The following is a 15,624-nucleotide window of genomic DNA, read 5'->3' as shown; positions in this document are numbered from 1 at the left end:
CCCCAACGCGCAGGGGCGGGCGCGTCCTTGGCTCGACCTCCCGGCCGAATGCCAGCCCGAGCCCCTGCCCACGCCGGGCGCCGCGCAGCAAAGTGCCCCCCATCCATCCCCGCCCTCAGCTGCGCTCCGCGCCCGCCGCCAGCAGCGCCTCGATCTCGGCCTCGCTCTTGCCCAGGACTTCTCGCAGTACCTCGGCGGTGTGCTCGCCCAGCAGGGGCGGGGCGCGGCGGTAGGTGACGGGCGTGGCGGACAGGCGCAGCGGCGAGGCCGTGACGGCGGCCTGGCCGCCCAGCGGATGGTCCATGTCGACGCGCAGGCCGCGCGCCTGCACGTGGGGGTCGTCGAACACCTGCGCGATGTCGTTGATGGGGCCGCACGGCACGCCGGCGGCCTCGAGCTTGCGCAGCCAGTCGTCGCGCGGGCCGCGCCGCATGATGTCGCTCAGGATCGCCACGAGCTCCTCGCGCCGCGTGACGCGCAGCCGGTTGGTGGCGAAGCGCGCGTCGTCGCCGAGCTCGGGCACGCCGATCGCGCGGCAGTAGGCGCGGTACTGCGATTCGTTGCCGGTTGCCACGATCAGGTGCCCGTCGCTCGCCTCGAACACCTGGTAGGGCACCACGTTCTGGTGGGCATTGCCCGCGCGCTGCGGCGCCCGGCCGCTGTTGAAGTAGTTGGAGTTCTGGTTGGCCAGCATGGCGACGTGGCAATCGAGCAGCGCGATGTCGAGGTGCTGGCCCTGCCCGCTCGCGGCACGCTCGGCCAGCGCCGCCAGGATCGCGATAGTGGCGTACTGGCCGGTGAGGATGTCGGTGACCGCCACGCCCGCCTTCTGCGGCCCGCCGCCGGGCAGGTCGTCGCGCTCGCCGGTGATGCTCATGAGGCCGCCCATGCCCTGGATCATGAAGTCGTAGCCCGGGCGGCTGGCGTAGGGCCCGGTCTGGCCGAAGCCGGTGACCGAGCAGTAGATCAGGCGCGGATTGACCTGCGCGAGCGCGGCGTAGTCGAGTCCGTACTTGGCCAGCCCGCCCACCTTGAAGTTCTCGACCAGCACGTCGCACTGCGCGGCCAGCTCGCGGATCAGCGCGGCGCCGCCCGGCGAGGCGATGTCGGCGGCCACCGAGCGCTTGTTGCGATTGGTGCTGAGGTAATAGGCCGCCTCCGCAGTCTCGGCGCCCGCGCCGTCCTTAAGATAGGGCGGGCCCCAGTGGCGCGTGTCGTCGCCGGTGCGGGGCCGCTCGATCTTGATGACGTCGGCGCCCAGGTCGGCGAGATTCTGGGTGCACCACGGGCCGGCCAGGATGCGGCTCAGGTCGAGCACGCGCACCCCGTCGAGCGGGGCGCGGCGGCCGGCGGCAAAGGCTGGGTTCATGACTGTATCCTCGCGCTGCCATGCGACAGCACCATCACGCCGCGCCCGGGCGCGCGGGCCCGGAAGCGGATCTCGGCGCCGCGGCGCCACATCTCGAATTCGAGCGTCTCGCCCGGGAAGCACGGCGCCGAAAAGCGCGTGTTGAGCTCGGTCAGCGCGTCGCCGTCGCCGTCGCACCAGGTGTCCACGATGGCGCGCGCCGCCATCCCGTAGGTGCACAAGCCGTGCAGGATGGGCCGGTCGAAGCCGGCCTGGCGCGCGATGCCGGGATCGGCGTGCAGCGGGTTGTAGTCGCCATTGAGGCGATACAGCAGCGCGGCGCGCGGCGAGATGCGCAGCGCCGTGCTGCGCTCGGGTGGCGTGTCCGGCGTGGCGGCGAGCGGTTCGGGCGGCGCATCGCCCGCGCCGAAGCCGCCGTCGCCGCGCAGGAACGTGGTGGAGGTGAGCGTGGCCAGGTGCGCGCCGGCCTCGTCGAACAGACGCCGTTCGTTGATCAGCAACGCGCCGCGCCCCTCGCCCTTGTCGATCAGATGCGTGTTGCGCAGCTTGCCGATGACCGTACCGCTGGCCGGCAGACGGCGGTGCAGGCGCAGGCGCTGTTCGCCATGCACCAGCCGCACCCAGTCGACCCCGGTGCGCGGATCGCGCAGCCAGAAGCCCGGATAGGCGAGCGCGACGCTCAAGGTCGGATAGGCCGCGAGCGACTTTTCGTAGACGTAGCGCAGCGCGCGCGGATCGAGCGGGTCTTCGCCCAGGCCGATGCCCAGCGCGTACAGGATCGCGTCCTTCTCGCTGTAGTCGTGGCGGATATCGTCGAAGTGCCAGTGCCGCAGGGTGTCGTAGGAAATGGGCATCGGGGCGGCCTCAGATCGGATCCCAGTCGATCACGTCGGGCGAGCGCTCCAGCGCGTAGAAGTGCTTGCGCATGGCCGGGATCGCGATCTCGCCGATGGCTTCCGGCGTCCAGCCCTCCGACAGATGCACACTGCGCAGCGGGCGCGGCTGGCTCATCAGCATGATCTCGTTGGCGCGCACGGCGAAGATCTGCGCGTTTACTTCGCGGGCCGCGTCGGAGAGCAGGTACACCACCAGCGGCGCGACCTTGCCGGCCTCCATTTTCTTGAGCTTCTCCACGCGCGCGCGCTCGGCCTCGGTCTCGGCCGGGATCGAGCTGGTCATGCGGCTCCAGGCAAACGGCGCGATGCAGTTCGAGCGCACCGCATAGCGGGCCATGTCGAGCGCGATCGACTTCGACAGCGCGACGATGCCGAGCTTGGCCGCGGCGTAGTTGGCCTGGCCGAAGTTGCCGATCAGCCCCGAGGTGGACGTCATGTGCACGAACGCGCCCGACGCCTGCTCGCGGAAATGCGCGGCCGCGGCGCGGCTCATGTAGAACGTGCCGTTCAGGTGCACGTCCAGCACCTGGCGCCACTCCTCCTCGTTCATCTTGTGGAACACGCGGTCGCGCAGATTGCCCGCGTTGTTGACCACGCCGTCGATGCGGCCGTAGCGCTCGATGGCGGTCTGGATGATGGCGTTGGCGCCCTCGTAGCTCGCCACGCTGTCGGTGTTGGCGCAGGCCTGCCCGCCCGCGCCCTCGATCTCGGCCACCACCTGCGCGGCCGGGCCGGCGCTGCCGCCGGCGCCGTCGAGCGCCACGCCGATGTCGTTGACCACCACGCGCGCGCCGGCCGCGCCCAGGGCCAGCGCGATGCCGCGGCCGATGCCGCCGCCCGCGCCCGTCACCACCACCACCTTGCCCTGCATCATGCCGCCACTCATCGCATCGCCTCCTGTCGCGTCCGTTCACCGCACGCCTGATGGTCGCCCCGCCTTGACGGCAGCGCTTTGCAGCATGGTAGATTTCGGTGCAGGTTTGCAGAATTCGAAAATAGAAATACCCCCCTTCAGTGTGGTGGAAGATGAGACACGATCTGACAGACTTGCGATTGTTCGTCCACGTGGGCGAGGCGCTGAATCTCACGCGGGCCGCGGAGCGCACGTTCCTGTCGCTGCCCGCCGCGAGCGCGCGCATCAAGAACATGGAAGAGGCCTTCAAGGCGCGCCTGCTGGTGCGCCAGGCCACCGGCGTGTCGCTCACGCCGGCGGGCGAGGTGCTGCTCAAGCACGCCCACGCGGTGTTCCGCCAGCTCGAATGCCTCAACGCCGACCTGCAGCCCTACGCGAGCGGCATCAAGGGCCGGTTGCGCCTGCTGGCCAACACCACCGCCACCAACTCGTTCCTGGCCGACGCGCTGTCCACCTATCTCGCGCAGAGCGCCGACGTGGACATCGAGCTCGAAGAAAAGATGTCGGGCGACATCGTGCTGGCGATCCGCGCGGGCGCGGGCGACCTCGGCATCGTGGCGGGCAACATCGACGTCGACGGGCTCGACGTGCTGCCGCTGTTCCGCGACGAGCTCACCATCGTGACCGCGCTCGAGCATCCGCTGGCGCAGCGCGAATCGGTGCCCTTCGTGGAGGTGCTCGACCAGTACCAGTTCGTCGGCATCCATCCCGACAGCGCGATCCAGTCGTTCCTCGAAGACATCGCCTCCGGCCTGGGCAAGCGCATCTGCCAGCGCGTGCACGTCGGCAGCTTCGAGGCCGTCTGCCGCATGGTCGAGGCCGGCGCGGGCATCGCCGTGGTGCCGCGCGCCTGCGCCCGGCGCTACAGCCGCCCGGATGCGCTGCACGTGCTGCGCATCGAAGACAGCTGGTCGCTGCGCGACCGCCTGCTGGTGCGCCAACGCGGCCGCGACCTGCCGCGCTTCGCCGAAGATTTCATCGAACACATCCAGCGCGCCGCGCACGCGGCCTGAGCGGGCGTCGGGGATCCGGCCCCGACACCGACTGCTGCCTGGCCGAACGGGGGCTTAGGCAAATAAGAATCGGCGCCGCGCGGCCCCGGCCGAATAATAGGCACGCGCCGGCCACCGCGCCGCCGCGCCATAACGATACCGATATCCGGAGACAGTCATGACCGACCTCACCCGCCGCCGCGTGATCGCGGGGCTGGGCGCTGCTTGCGCCGGCGCCGTCTGGCCCGCGCTGGGCAGCGCCGCGAAAGGCGACGCCGCCTGGCCCGCGCGCCCCGTGAACTTCATCGTGCCCTTCCCGCCCGGCGGACCGGTGGACACCACGGCGCGCCTGTCCACCCAGCCCATGGCGCAACGCTGGTCGGAGCCCGCCGTGGTCGACAACAAGTCGGGCGCCGGCGGCATCGTGGGCGCGCAGTTCGCGGCCAAGGCCGCGCCCGACGGCTACAACTTCTTCTTCGCCTCGATCCATCACGCGGTGCTGCCCAGCCTGCGTGGCGGCCTGAGCTACGACATCACGACCGACTTCGCGCCGGTCGGGATGGCCGCGCTGTTTCCGATCGTGGTCGTGGTGCACGCCGGCCTGCCGGTGCAGGACATCAAGGGCCTGATCGCCTACGCCCGCGAGCATCCCGGCAAGCTGTCGTACGGTTCGTCGGGCACCGGCGGCGGCACGCATCTGGCGGGCGAACTGTTCTGCAGCATGACCGGCGTGAAGATGCAGCACGTGCCCTATCGCGGCAGCGCGCCCGCCATGCAGGATCTCCTCGGCGGCCAGGTGCAGGTGATGTTTGCCGACGGCCCCTCGGCCATGCCCCACCTCAACGGCGGCAAGCTGCGCGCGCTCGGCGTGGGCAACCCCGAACCGAGCGCCCTGTTTCCGGGCGTGCCCACCGTGGCGGCCGCGGGCGTGCCCGACTACGAGGCGTATTCGTGGAGCGGCATCCTGGCGCCCAGGGGCACGCCGGCCGCCGCCATCACGCGACTGAACGCGGACCTGGTGCGCGTGCTGAACGACCCGGCCACCGCGCGTGCCATGCTGGCCGCGGGCGCCGAGCCGCGCGCCGGCACGCCCGACGAGTTCGGCGCCTTCCTGCGCGCCGAGATCGACAAGTGGGGCAAGGTCATCAAGACCGCCGGCATCAAGCTCGAGAGCGGCGCCTGAGGCAGGCGCGGCAAGGGGCCGGCCGGCCCCTTGCGTCCAGCCCGGACAGCGTTCAGCGCAGCCGAGCGCGCGCCTGCGCATACTCCCGCGCCAGCTGCGCCACCAGCTCGGCGGCCGGCAGGATCTCCTGCACCGCGCCCACGCCCTGGCCCGCGCTCCACACGTCCTTCCAGGCGCGCGGCCGGCGGCTCTTGTCGAGCATCGGGCCCGCGGCGGGCGCCTCGCGCGCCTGCGCCGGATCCAGGCCCGCGGCGCGGATGCTGGCGCTCAGGTAGTTGGCCGGAACGCCCGAGAAGTAAGGGGTGTAGACCACGTCCGCCGCGCCCGCCTCGAGCACCATGTCGCGATAGCGGTCGGGCGCGAGTGACTCGCGCGTGGCGATGAAGCGGGTGCCGATGTAGGCGAAGTCGCAGCCCAGCACCTGCGCCGCGAGGATGTCCTTGCCGTGGCTGATGCAGCCCGACAGCGCCAGCGGGCCGTCGTAGAAGGCGCGGATCTCGTTGATCAGCGCGATCGGATTGAGCTGCCCCGCGTGGCCGCCTGCCCCCGCCGCCACCAGGATCAGGCCGTCGACGCCGGCGCGCACCGCGCGCTGCGCGTGGCGCACCGTGGTGACGTCGTGGAACACGCAGGCGCCGTACGCGTGCGCGGCCGCCACCACCGCCTCGGGCGCCTGCAATGAGGTGATGTAGAACGGCACGCGATGGGCGACGCAGATTTCCAGGTCGCCGCGCCAGCGCGGGTTGGCGTCATGCACGATGAGGTTCACGCCGTAGGGGGCGGCCGGGCGCTCCGGGTGCGCGGCGTCGTGCTGCGCGAGCCCGTGCTCGATGCGGCCGAGCCAGTCGTGCAGCTGCTCCTGCGGCCGGGCGTTGAGCGTGGGAAAGGTGCCCACGATGCCGCTGGTGCACTGCGCCAGCACCAGATCGGGCCCGGACACCAGGAACATCGGCGCGCCGATCACCGGCAGGCGCGTGCGGTCTTGCAGCTTCTCGGCGGCGTTCATGCGATCTCCTGCGTTGAGCGTGCCGCCGGCGCGCGCCGGCGGCGGATAGCCAGGCGCGCTAGTTCACCTGGATGTTGGCCGAGGCCACCACGTCCGACCACAGCGCATAATCGCGATCGATGCGCTGCTGCAGCACCTGCGCGTCCCCCGTGTTGACCGTGTAGCCGCCCTCCACCATCGCCTGGCGGAACTTGGGATCCTTCAGCACCGCCTGCAGCGCCGCGGTAAGACGCTGGTTGACCGGCGCAGGCAGCTTCGGCGGCGCCATCAGCGCGTACCAGCCCACCACCTCGTAGTCAGGCAGGCCCGCCTCGATCATGGTAGGCACCTGCGGCAGCTCGGGATTGCGGGTGCGCGAGGTGACGGCCAGCGCGCGCGCCTTGCCGCTCTTCACGAACGGGATCGCGGTGCTGGTGATGTCGAACATGAAGGTGATCTTGCCGCTCACCACGTCCATCATCGCGGGCGAGTTGCCGCGATACGGCACGTGCAGCATCGGCGCGCCGGCCTGTTTCTTCAGCAGCTCGGCCGACAGGTGGTTGGACGCGCCCACGCCGGCCGAGCCGAACGACACCGCGTCGGGGTGGGCCTTGGCGTAGCCGACCAGCGCCTGCACGTCGTCGGCCTTGACCTGCGGTCCGACCAGCAGCACGTTGGCATAGTCGACCACCAGGCCGATCGGCGTGAAGTCCTTGCGCGGATCGAACAGCGTGCTCTTCTGCACCTGCGGCGACATGGTGAGCGTGGGGCTGGCCGCGAAGCCCAGCATGTAGCCGTCCGGCGTGGCCTTGGCGGTTGCGTCCGAGGCGATCATGCCGCTCGCGCCGGCGCGGTTCTCCACCACCACCGCCTGGCCCAGCTTGTCGCCCAGATACTTGGCGAACACGCGCGCGGTGGTGTCCACCGGGCCGCCCGGCGCATAACCCACCAGCAGCCGGATCGGCCGGTCTGGATAGGTGTCCTGGGCGTGCGCGGGCCCCAGGGCCAGCACGCAGGCGGCCAGACCGGCCCGCAGCGCAAGGGGGAACTTCATGGCTGTCGTCTCCTTTGGTGTGTGGCCGGTCTGTACGGGCCTAGGGCCGCGCCGCCAGCCTTTCGCGCAGCGGCTGCTTGAGGATCTTGCCGCTGACGGTGGTGGGAATCGTGTCGATCAGGCGCAGCTCGGCCGGCCGCTTGTAGGGCGCCAGTTGCGTGCGCAAATGGTCCATCAGCGCCGGCGGGTCGATCGTGGCGCCGGGCAGGGTTTCGATGAAGGCGATCACCGCCTCGTTGCCGTCGGCTTCGGGCCGCCCGACCACGGCCGAGAGCCGCACGCCCGGCCAGGCGTTGATGACGCTCTCCACTTCCAGCGGATAGACGTTGAAGCCCGAGCGGATGATCAGGTCCTTCGAGCGGCCGACGATGTGCAGCGCGCCGTCGTCGGCCAGGAAGCCGATGTCGCCGGTGCGCAGCCAGCCGCCCTCGGGCAAGGCGTGCGCCGACAGCTCGGGATCCCTGTAATAGCCCAGCATCACGCCGGGCCCGCGCACCAGGATCTCGCCCCGTTCGCCGGCCGGCGCGGCGGGCGCATCGGGCGCGCCGATGCGCAGCTCCACGCCCTCCACCGCGCAGCCCGCCGCACAATCGCGGCGGGGCGCGTCGATGTCGGTGATGAAGAGCGAGCCCGCGTATTCGGTGATGCCGTAGCCATGATGCAGGGGCTGGCCGAAGCGCGCCTCGACCTCGCGCTTGAGCGTCGGATCGAGCGCAGCGCCGCCGGTGTAGAGATAGCGCAGTGCGGGCGCCACCGGCTCGGCGCCGGTCTCGCGCAGGTGGGCGAGCAGGCGCGTGAACATGGTCGGCACCCCTTGCAGGATGGTGAGCCCGGGGGTCTGCAGCGCCTGCAGCACGTCGGCCGGATCGAAGCGGCTGCGCACGATCAGGCTGGCGCCGCCGTAGAGCGTGGCCAGCAGCACGGTGGCGATGCCGAAGATGTGCGAGAACGGCAGCGCGGCGTAGGCGATGTCGGCCGGCCCCAGCCGGCGCGAGGCCGCCGAGATGCGGGCGAAGTGCAGCAGGCCGCGGTGCGGCACCAGCACGCCCTTGGGCGCGCCGGTGGTGCCGGACGTGTAGATCACGGTGGCCACCTGGTCGCGCAGCGGGCCGCGCTCGGGCTCGACGGCGGCGGCGGCGCGTGCCATCGCCACGCCCTCGCCCCAGACCGCGGCGGGCGCCGGCGTGGCGGCGGCCGCCTGGGCATGGGCGGCGGCATCGCGCGACACGGCCGTGGTGTAGAGCGTGAGCGCCGGCTGCGCGTGGGCCGCGATCACGCCGACCTCGCGCGCCGACAGCCTGGCGTTGACACCCACCGGCCACGCGCCGGCGCGGCTGCACGCGAGCAGCGCCACCACCATGGCGGCGCAGTTCTCGCCCACCATCAGCACGCGCGCGCCCGGGCCCGCGCCCGCCTCGCGCAGCCAGTCGGCCGCGCGGCTCACCTGGGCGTCGAGCGCGCCATACGTCACGCTGCCGGCCTCGGTGCGCAGGCACGGCGCGTCGGGCTGGCGGGCGGCCTGCCAGGCCAGCACCTGGTCGATGCGGGTGGCGTCCTTCAGGGATTGCAGGGTCGTGTGCGGCATGGTGGTCACAGCGTGGAAGCGTCGCCGAGAATGGCGGTGGATTGACTGGACAGCGTGCCGCCGTTGCCGTGCACCAGCGCCAGGTGCGCGTCGGCCACCTGGCGCTCGCCGCATTCGCCGCGCAACTGCCGCACTGCCTCGATCATGATGAAGACGCCATACATGCCCGGATGCACGCAGCACAGGCCGCCGCCGTTGGTGTTCACCGGCAGGCGCCCGCCCGGCGCAATCGCGCCGCCGCTGACGAAGGCGCCGCCCTCCCCCTTGGCGCAGAAGCCCAGGTCTTCGAGGAACAGAATCGTGTTGATGGTGAAGGCGTCGTACACCTCCAGCACGTCGATGTCGGCCGCGCCCACGCCCGCCATGGCATAGGCCTGCCGGCCGGACTGGGCCGCGGCGGTCACGGTGAGATCGTGCATCGACGAGATCTGGCGGTTCCACACGGCGGTGGCGTTGCCCAGCACGTAGACCGGCTTGCGCGGCAGGTCGCGCGCGCGCTCGGCGCGCACCAGCACGAAGGCCCCCGCGCCGTCGGTCACCAGGCAGCAGTCGCGCACGGTAAGCGGATCGGACACCATGCGGGCCGACAGGATGCTGTCGAGCGTGGCGGGCTCGCGCAGCTGGGCCTCGGGGTTGCGCTGGGCCCAGCGATTGGCGGCCAGCGCCACCTCGGCGAGCTGCTCGCGCGTGGTGCCGTACTGATGCATGTGGCGCGCGGCGGCCAGCGCGTACGAGCTCAGCGGGCTGAGCGGATCGTAGGGCGCCTCGTAGGGCTGCGGATCGAAGCTCTTGCGCACGCGCCCGATCTCGGCGCGGCTCAGCGTGGAGGTGCGCTGGGTGCTGCCGTAGCACACCAGCACCGCGTTGCACTGGCCGCTCGCCAGCGCATGCAGCGCCGGCAACAGGTGCGCGACGAAGCTGCTGCCGCCCAGCATGGTGCTGTTGATGAAGGTGGGCCGGATGCCCAGGTGCTCGATCACGGGCATCGCCCACATCGGGGCGGCCACGCTGGCGGTGCACAGGCCGTCGATGTCCTGCATCGAAAGGCCCGCATCGGCGACGGCGCGCTGGGCCGCCTGCACCAGGATCTCCATTTCGGTATAGCCCGCGGCCTGGCCCAGGCCGGCCTGGCCGACGCCCGCCACCGCCACCTTGCCGCGCAGTTCCTTGAGCGTGCTCATGCGCGGTCCTCCACGAACTCGACGCGCGGCACGTCGCCGCCCGCCACGCGCGCGCGCACGGCCATGCCGATGCGCACGTCCTGCGGCGCCAGCCCGGTGACGCAGCTCATCATGCGCACGCCCTCTTCGAGATCGACCAGCGCCACGTTGTAGTCGCCGCCCGCCTCGGGCTTGCGCCGCACCACCGTGGTGGAATAGACCGCGCCGCGCCCGCTCGGCGCGAACCACGCCAGCTCGGCGCCGCCGCAATGCGGGCAGATCATGCGTGGATAGAACACCGCCTTGGCACACGCGCCGCAGCGCTGGATGCGGAATTCGCCGCGCGCCAGCGCCTCCCGGTACTGCTGCTCGACGCCCGTGGCGCCGCCTGGAATCGATGCACTCATCGCGTTTCCCACTGCTTCGGATTGAGGTGCGCCCAGTGTCGGGGCTGCGCCGCGCGCCGGCCATTCTTCATTGCCGAAGCGTGGCTTCAGGTCATCCGTAGCGCCGCGCTTCCACTGATCCGAAGCCGCCCTTTTGCAGAGCCAGATTGTGCGGCGGCGCGCGCCCGTGGCTAGATACGGCACGAGGAGGCGTGAACATGGACCTGACCTGGACCCGGGAAGAGCGTGGCTTTCGCGACGAGGTGCGCGCATTCGCGCAGGCGCAACTGCCCGCCGACATCAGCGCCAAGGTGTGGCGCCACGAACGGCTGGCGCGCGACGACTACGTGCGCTGGCACCGCATCCTGGCCGACCACGGCTGGGGCGCGCCGGCCTGGCCGCGCGAGCACGGCGGCACCGGCTGGAATCCGGTGCAGCGCCTGATCTTCGAGATGGAGACCTTCAAGGCCGGCGCGCCGCGCCTGCTGCCGTTCGGGCTGCAGATGATCGGGCCGGTGCTGATGCGCTACGGCAGCGCCGCGCAGCAGCAGGCGCTGCTGCCGCGCATCATCCGGGTCGACGACTGGTGGTGCCAGGGCTATTCCGAGCCGGGCGCGGGCTCCGACCTGGCCTCGCTCAAGACCCGCGCCGAACGCGAGGGCGATCACTACATCGTCAACGGCCAGAAGACCTGGACCACGCTGGCGCAGTATGCCGACCGCATGTTCTGCCTCGTGCGCACCGACGCCCAGGCCAAACCGCAACGCGGCATCTCGCTGCTGCTGCTCGACATGCACGCCCCGGGCGTGACCGTGCGGCCGATCCGCACGCTGGACGGCGGCCACGACGTGAACGAGGTCTGGCTCGAGAACGTGCGCGTGCCGGTGAGCGACCGGGTCGGCGAGGAAGGCCAGGGCTGGACCTACGCCAAGTATCTGCTGGGCCACGAGCGCACCGGCATCGCGGGGCTGGGCCACTGCCATCGCGAGCTCGCGCTGCTCAAGCGCATGCTGGCCGCGGCCCACGACAGCAACGGCACGCCGCTGGCCGCCAACCCGCGCCTGCGCGACCGCCTCAGCCTGATCGAGGGCGACATCCTGGCGCTCGAGATGCTGCTGTACCGCGTGGCATCCGAACGCGGCGACCATCCCGGGCCCGAGGCCTCGGTGCTCAAGATCCGCGGCTCGGAGATCCAGCAGGACCTGGCCGTGCTGCAGATGGAGGTGGCCGGCCCCGACGCCTGGCCCTACGACCCGCAATGGCTGGACGCGGATGCCGCGTTCCATGGCCCCGGCCCCGACATGGCGGCGGCCGCGGGCGCGGGCTATTGCGACATGCGCAAGACCACGATCTACGGCGGCTCGACCGAGATACAGAAGGGCCTCATCGCCCGCATGGTGCTCGGCAGCTGAGCGCCAGGACAAGGAATCTATCGACATGGACTTCACCTACAGCGACGAGCAGCGCATGCTGGCCGACAGCCTGCGGCGCCTGCTGGACGACCAATGGACCTTCGCCCGGCGGCGCCAGCGCCGCATCGCGCCCGCGCCCGACCCCGCCCTGTGGCGTGCGCTGGCCGAGCTCGGCGTGCTCGGTCTGTGCCTGCCGCCCGAGGCCGGCGGCTTCGGCGAACCGCCGGCCAGCCTGCTGCCCGTGCACCGCGAGCTGGGCCGGGCGCTGGTGGACGAGCCCGTGATCCCGGTCGTGATGGCCGCCACCGCGCTGCAGGCCTGCGCCGACCTGGCGGGCGCGGCGCTGGCGCAGGACTGGCTGCCACGCCTCGCTGCGGGCGAGGCGCGGCTCGCGCTGGCGTACCAGGAGCCCGGGCGGCGCTACGCCACCCAGGCCGACGGCTGCCGCGCGGAGGAGCGCGACGGCGGCTGGCGCGTGCGCGGCGAGAAGCACCTGGTCTGGCACGGCGGCGCGGCCGAGGCCTGGCTGGTGAACGCCGTAACCCAGGCTGGCGAACAGGTGCTGCTGTGGGTGCCGGTGACGGACGGCGCCGCGCAACGGCTGGACACGCCCACGCTGGACGGCCAGCGCTGCGCGCGCCTGCGCTTTGCCGACGCGCCCGCGCGGCTGCTGGCGCATGGCGCGGGCGCCGAGGCCGCGCTCGAGCGCGCGCTGCAATGGGGCACGGCGGCGCTGTGCGCCCATGCCGCCGGCGCGATGGAGCGCCTGTTGGAGATCACCGCCGAGTACCTGCGCACGCGGCATCAGTTCGGCCAGCCGCTGGCCGCGTTCCAGGCCCTGCAGCACCGCGTCGCCGACATGCTGGTGGCGTGCGAGATGGCGCTGTCGATGGCCTATGTGGCGGCCGCCGCGCTGGCCGAGGACGAGCCGCGCGAACGCCGCCGCCTGCTGGCCCAGGCCAAGCTGCAGGTGGGCCGGCACGCGCGCCAGCTCGCGCAGGCGGCCGTGCAGCTGCACGGCGGCATGGGCATGACCGACGAGCTGGAGGTGGGCGACTACTTCAAGCGGCTGACCGCCGTGGACCTGCTGCTGGGCGACAGCGCCACGCAGCTGGGCCTGCTGGCGGCGCTGGCCGACGAGGCCGCCCTCGACGCCGCGCAGGTGCCGGCATGAGCGCCGCCTTCGAACAGATCGTGCTGGACTGGCGCGATGGCGTCGCCTGCATCACGCTCAACCGGCCGGAGCGCCTGAACGCCTTCACCGACGTGATGCAGGGCGAGCTGCAGGCGGCGCTCGACCAGATCGAGGCGCGCGCGGACCTGCGCGGCGTGGTGTTGACCGGCGCGGGCCGGGCCTTCTGCGCCGGCCAGGACCTGGGCCAGCGCAAGCCCCTGCCCGACGGCCAGCGCCGCGACCTGTCGCAGGGGCTGCGCCAGCATTACCGCCCGCTGGTGTTGCGGCTGCGCGCGCTGCCGGCGCCGGTGCTGTGCCTGGTCAACGGCGTGGCGGCCGGCGCGGGCGCGAGCCTGGTGTTCGCCTGCGACGTGGTGGTGGCCGCCGAGTCGGCGCGCTTCGTGCAGGCGTTCGCCCGCATCGGCCTCATGCCCGACGCGGGCGCCACCTACTTCTGGCCGCGGCTGGCCGGCAGCGCGCGCGCCATGGGCGCGGCGCTGTTCGGCGAACCGGTGAGCGCGCGCCAGGCGCAGGATTGGGGGCTGATCTGGGAGTGTGTGCCCGACGCGGAATTCGAGGCGCGTGCGGCCGCGCTGATCGCACGGCTGGCCCAGGGGCCCACGCGCGCATGGGCGGCCACCAAGACCGCCCTGCACGCCAGCGCCGCCAACACGCTGGAGGCGCAGTTCGACCTGGAATGCGCGCTGCAGCGAGAGCTGGGCTACACCGACGACTACCTCGAAGGGATGCAGGCCTTCGGCGACAAACGCGCGCCCCGCTTCACCGGGCGCTGAGGCGGCAAACAAAAACCCCGGCGCGAAGCCGGGGTCGTCTGCATGCGGCGCGGGCCGGGATCAGCCCTCGGTTTCTTCCTCTTCGCCGCGCGCCAGGCGCTCGGTGTTCTTCACGCCGGTGTGACGGACGTCGGCGCCCTTGACCATGTAGATCACGCGTTCGGCCATGTTCTTGGCATGATCGCCGATGCGCTCGAGCGCGCGGGCGATGAAGATCATGTCGATGGCGCGCGAGATGGTGCGCGGATCTTCCATCATGTAGGTGATCAGGTTGCGCAGCGCGGCCTTCCATTCCTTGTCGACCTCCTTGTCGGAGCGCACGACCTGCGCGGCGAGGATGGGGTCGAGACGGGCGAAGGCGTCGAGCGAGTTGTGCAGCATGTTGCCGACGTTCTGGGCCATGTGGCGCAGTTCGATCAGCGGAATCTGCTGCTGGTTGTTTTCGAACATGCGGCGCACGGCGGTGGCGATCTTCTCGGCCTCGTCGCCCGAACGCTCCATGTCGGTCAGCATCTTGGAGACGGCCAGCAGCGTGCGCAGGTCGATCGCGGTGGGCTGGTGGCGCGCCAGGATCAGGCTGATGCGCTCGTCGATCTCCACCTCGTGGCGGTTGACCTCTTTCTCGCGTTCGCGCACCTTTTCCACGAGGGTCATGTCGCCCGTGGGAATCGCTTCGATCGCCTCATGGATCATGGCTTCGACCACGCCCCCCATCTGGAGGAACTGCGATCGGACGTTTTCCAGATCGGCATCGAACTGTTTGTTGGTGTGCTCCGTCATCCGGACTCCCTGCGAGGTTGATCTCATCGTTATGTCCCCTCTGGGTAATGTGCGCGGGGGACCTGCCGACCCGCAAGGTTATGACTCGGATGTGACAGGATTATGAATGGGCGGGAGATGCCCTGCAAGCGCGCCGCGCCGGTGTGGCGCGGCGGCCGCGCGGGTGGGCGCGATCACGCGATCCGGGCTCGCGCCTTGCGGCGAGCCGCCAGGCCGGGCGCTGCCGCGCGCCGGCCCGCGCAGGCGCTCAGGCCTTGCGTTCGAGACGGCGGATGCCGTTCTGCGTGGCGAGCAGCGCCACGTCGGCGCCGGCGATGGCGAACAGGCCGACCGTGACCACGCCGGGGAGGTTGTTGATGCGGGCCTCGAAGCCGGGCGCGTCTTCGATCGACAGGCCGGCCACGTCGAGGATCTCATTGCCGTTGTCGGTGATGAAGCCCTCGCGCAGGCGCGGCGTGCCGCCCAGCGCGGCCAGCGCGCGCGCCACGCTGGCGCGCGCCATCGGGATCACTTCCACCGGCAGCGGAAACGCGCCGAGGCGCTCGACCAGCTTGGACTCGTCGGCGATGCAGACGAAGCGCGCGGCCACCGAGGCCACGATCTTCTCGCGCGTGAGCGCGCCGCCGCCACCCTTGATCATCGAAAGCCGCGCGTCGATCTCGTCGGCGCCGTCGACGTAGATGGGCATGTGCTCGACCTCGTTGAGGTCCAGCACCGGCAGGCCGTGACCGGCCAGGCGGGCGGCGCTGCGCTCCGAGCTGGCGACCGTGGCGCGGATGCGGCCCTTGAAGCGGGCCAGCCCGTCGATGAAGAGGTCGGCCGTCGAGCCGGTGCCCACGCCGATCACGACATCGGGGCCGGCCACCTGTTCGACCAGTTCGAGGGCCGCGTCGGCGGCTTGCTGCTTGAGTTCTTGCTGAGTGAGCATGTGCGGAAGTACG

General features: G+C 71.5%; 15 protein-coding genes. 5 read left to right on the top strand and 10 right to left on the bottom strand.

The window, feature by feature from the left end; all coding sequences use genetic code 11:
* Nucleotides 1-115 precede the first annotated feature (115 nt).
* From CEG14_RS08305 to CEG14_RS08295, 3 genes are read right to left on the bottom strand one after another with little or no spacing between them, the layout of a single operon-like run.
* Nucleotides 116-1,369 (bottom strand): CaiB/BaiF CoA transferase family protein, encoded by a 1,254-nt coding sequence (locus tag CEG14_RS08305; protein ID WP_094825874.1) that lies wholly within the window; start codon nucleotides 1,367-1,369, stop codon nucleotides 116-118.
* Entirely contained in the window at nucleotides 1,366-2,223 is an 858-nt protein-coding gene (locus CEG14_RS08300; protein ID WP_094825873.1) for a MaoC/PaaZ C-terminal domain-containing protein, read from the bottom strand. The genes CEG14_RS08305 and CEG14_RS08300 overlap by 4 nt, the downstream gene beginning before the upstream one ends.
* A gap of 10 nt (nucleotides 2,224-2,233) precedes the next feature.
* A complete protein-coding gene (locus CEG14_RS08295) occupies nucleotides 2,234-3,151 on the bottom strand; it encodes an SDR family NAD(P)-dependent oxidoreductase (RefSeq protein ID WP_094825872.1) in 918 nt (305 codons plus the stop codon).
* A gap of 140 nt (nucleotides 3,152-3,291) precedes the next feature.
* Between CEG14_RS08295 and CEG14_RS08290 the strand changes: the two genes are divergently transcribed.
* Together CEG14_RS08290 and CEG14_RS08285 are read left to right on the top strand one after the other, a co-directional pair.
* Complete coding sequence (locus CEG14_RS08290) at nucleotides 3,292-4,191, top strand: LysR family transcriptional regulator (RefSeq protein WP_094825871.1); 900 nt, start codon at nucleotides 3,292-3,294, stop codon at nucleotides 4,189-4,191.
* 157 nt (nucleotides 4,192-4,348) lie between these two features.
* Nucleotides 4,349-5,353, top strand: a complete 1,005-nt coding sequence (locus CEG14_RS08285) for a Bug family tripartite tricarboxylate transporter substrate binding protein (RefSeq protein ID WP_094825870.1) — start codon at nucleotides 4,349-4,351, stop codon at nucleotides 5,351-5,353.
* Between the two features lie 52 nt (nucleotides 5,354-5,405).
* Here CEG14_RS08285 and CEG14_RS08280 read toward each other — a convergent pair whose 3' ends face one another.
* The 5 genes from CEG14_RS08280 to CEG14_RS08260 are packed head-to-tail and all read right to left on the bottom strand — an operon-like array spanning nucleotide 5,406 to nucleotide 10,544.
* Complete coding sequence (locus CEG14_RS08280) at nucleotides 5,406-6,359, bottom strand: NAD(P)H-dependent flavin oxidoreductase (RefSeq protein WP_094825869.1); 954 nt, start codon at nucleotides 6,357-6,359, stop codon at nucleotides 5,406-5,408.
* A gap of 58 nt (nucleotides 6,360-6,417) precedes the next feature.
* On the bottom strand, nucleotides 6,418-7,392 hold the full coding sequence (locus tag CEG14_RS08275; RefSeq protein ID WP_094825868.1) for a Bug family tripartite tricarboxylate transporter substrate binding protein: 975 nt from the start codon (nucleotides 7,390-7,392) through the stop codon (nucleotides 6,418-6,420).
* Between the two features lie 40 nt (nucleotides 7,393-7,432).
* Nucleotides 7,433-8,977 carry a class I adenylate-forming enzyme family protein gene (locus CEG14_RS08270; RefSeq protein WP_094825937.1) on the bottom strand — a complete coding sequence of 515 codons (1,545 nt, stop codon included), beginning with the start codon at nucleotides 8,975-8,977 and terminating at the stop codon, nucleotides 7,433-7,435.
* A gap of 5 nt (nucleotides 8,978-8,982) precedes the next feature.
* A complete protein-coding gene (locus tag CEG14_RS08265; RefSeq protein ID WP_094825867.1) occupies nucleotides 8,983-10,158 on the bottom strand; it encodes a thiolase in 1,176 nt (391 codons plus the stop codon).
* Nucleotides 10,155-10,544 carry a Zn-ribbon domain-containing OB-fold protein gene (locus CEG14_RS08260; RefSeq protein WP_094825866.1) on the bottom strand — a complete coding sequence of 130 codons (390 nt, stop codon included), beginning with the start codon at nucleotides 10,542-10,544 and terminating at the stop codon, nucleotides 10,155-10,157. The genes CEG14_RS08265 and CEG14_RS08260 overlap by 4 nt, the downstream gene beginning before the upstream one ends.
* Nucleotides 10,545-10,741: 197 nt before the next feature.
* On the opposite strand from CEG14_RS08260, the gene CEG14_RS08255 reads away from it, so the two are divergent.
* From CEG14_RS08255 to paaG, 3 genes are read left to right on the top strand one after another with little or no spacing between them, the layout of a single operon-like run.
* Nucleotides 10,742-11,935, top strand: coding sequence for an acyl-CoA dehydrogenase family protein (locus tag CEG14_RS08255; RefSeq protein WP_094825865.1), 1,194 nt, complete (start codon nucleotides 10,742-10,744; stop codon nucleotides 11,933-11,935).
* A 25-nt stretch (nucleotides 11,936-11,960) separates the two neighbouring features.
* Entirely contained in the window at nucleotides 11,961-13,109 is a 1,149-nt protein-coding gene (locus CEG14_RS08250; RefSeq protein WP_094825864.1) for an acyl-CoA dehydrogenase family protein, read from the top strand.
* A complete protein-coding gene (gene paaG, locus CEG14_RS08245; RefSeq protein WP_094825863.1) occupies nucleotides 13,106-13,903 on the top strand; it encodes a 2-(1,2-epoxy-1,2-dihydrophenyl)acetyl-CoA isomerase PaaG in 798 nt (265 codons plus the stop codon). The genes CEG14_RS08250 and paaG overlap by 4 nt, the downstream gene beginning before the upstream one ends.
* 60 nt (nucleotides 13,904-13,963) lie before the next feature.
* Here the strand turns inward: paaG and phoU are convergent, their stop codons facing one another.
* Together phoU and rpiA are read right to left on the bottom strand one after the other, a co-directional pair.
* Nucleotides 13,964-14,683 (bottom strand): phosphate signaling complex protein PhoU, encoded by a 720-nt coding sequence (phoU, locus tag CEG14_RS08240; RefSeq protein WP_094825862.1) that lies wholly within the window; start codon nucleotides 14,681-14,683, stop codon nucleotides 13,964-13,966.
* A 247-nt stretch (nucleotides 14,684-14,930) separates the two neighbouring features.
* Complete coding sequence (rpiA, locus tag CEG14_RS08235; RefSeq protein ID WP_094825861.1) at nucleotides 14,931-15,611, bottom strand: ribose-5-phosphate isomerase RpiA; 681 nt, start codon at nucleotides 15,609-15,611, stop codon at nucleotides 14,931-14,933.
* Between the last annotated feature and the right edge of the window lie 13 nt (nucleotides 15,612-15,624).

The sequence above is a fragment of the Bordetella genomosp. 1 genome (assembly GCF_002261335.1).
Classification (GTDB): domain Bacteria; phylum Pseudomonadota; class Gammaproteobacteria; order Burkholderiales; family Burkholderiaceae_B; genus Bordetella.
This window is presented reverse-complemented; position numbering and strand designations above follow the sequence as displayed.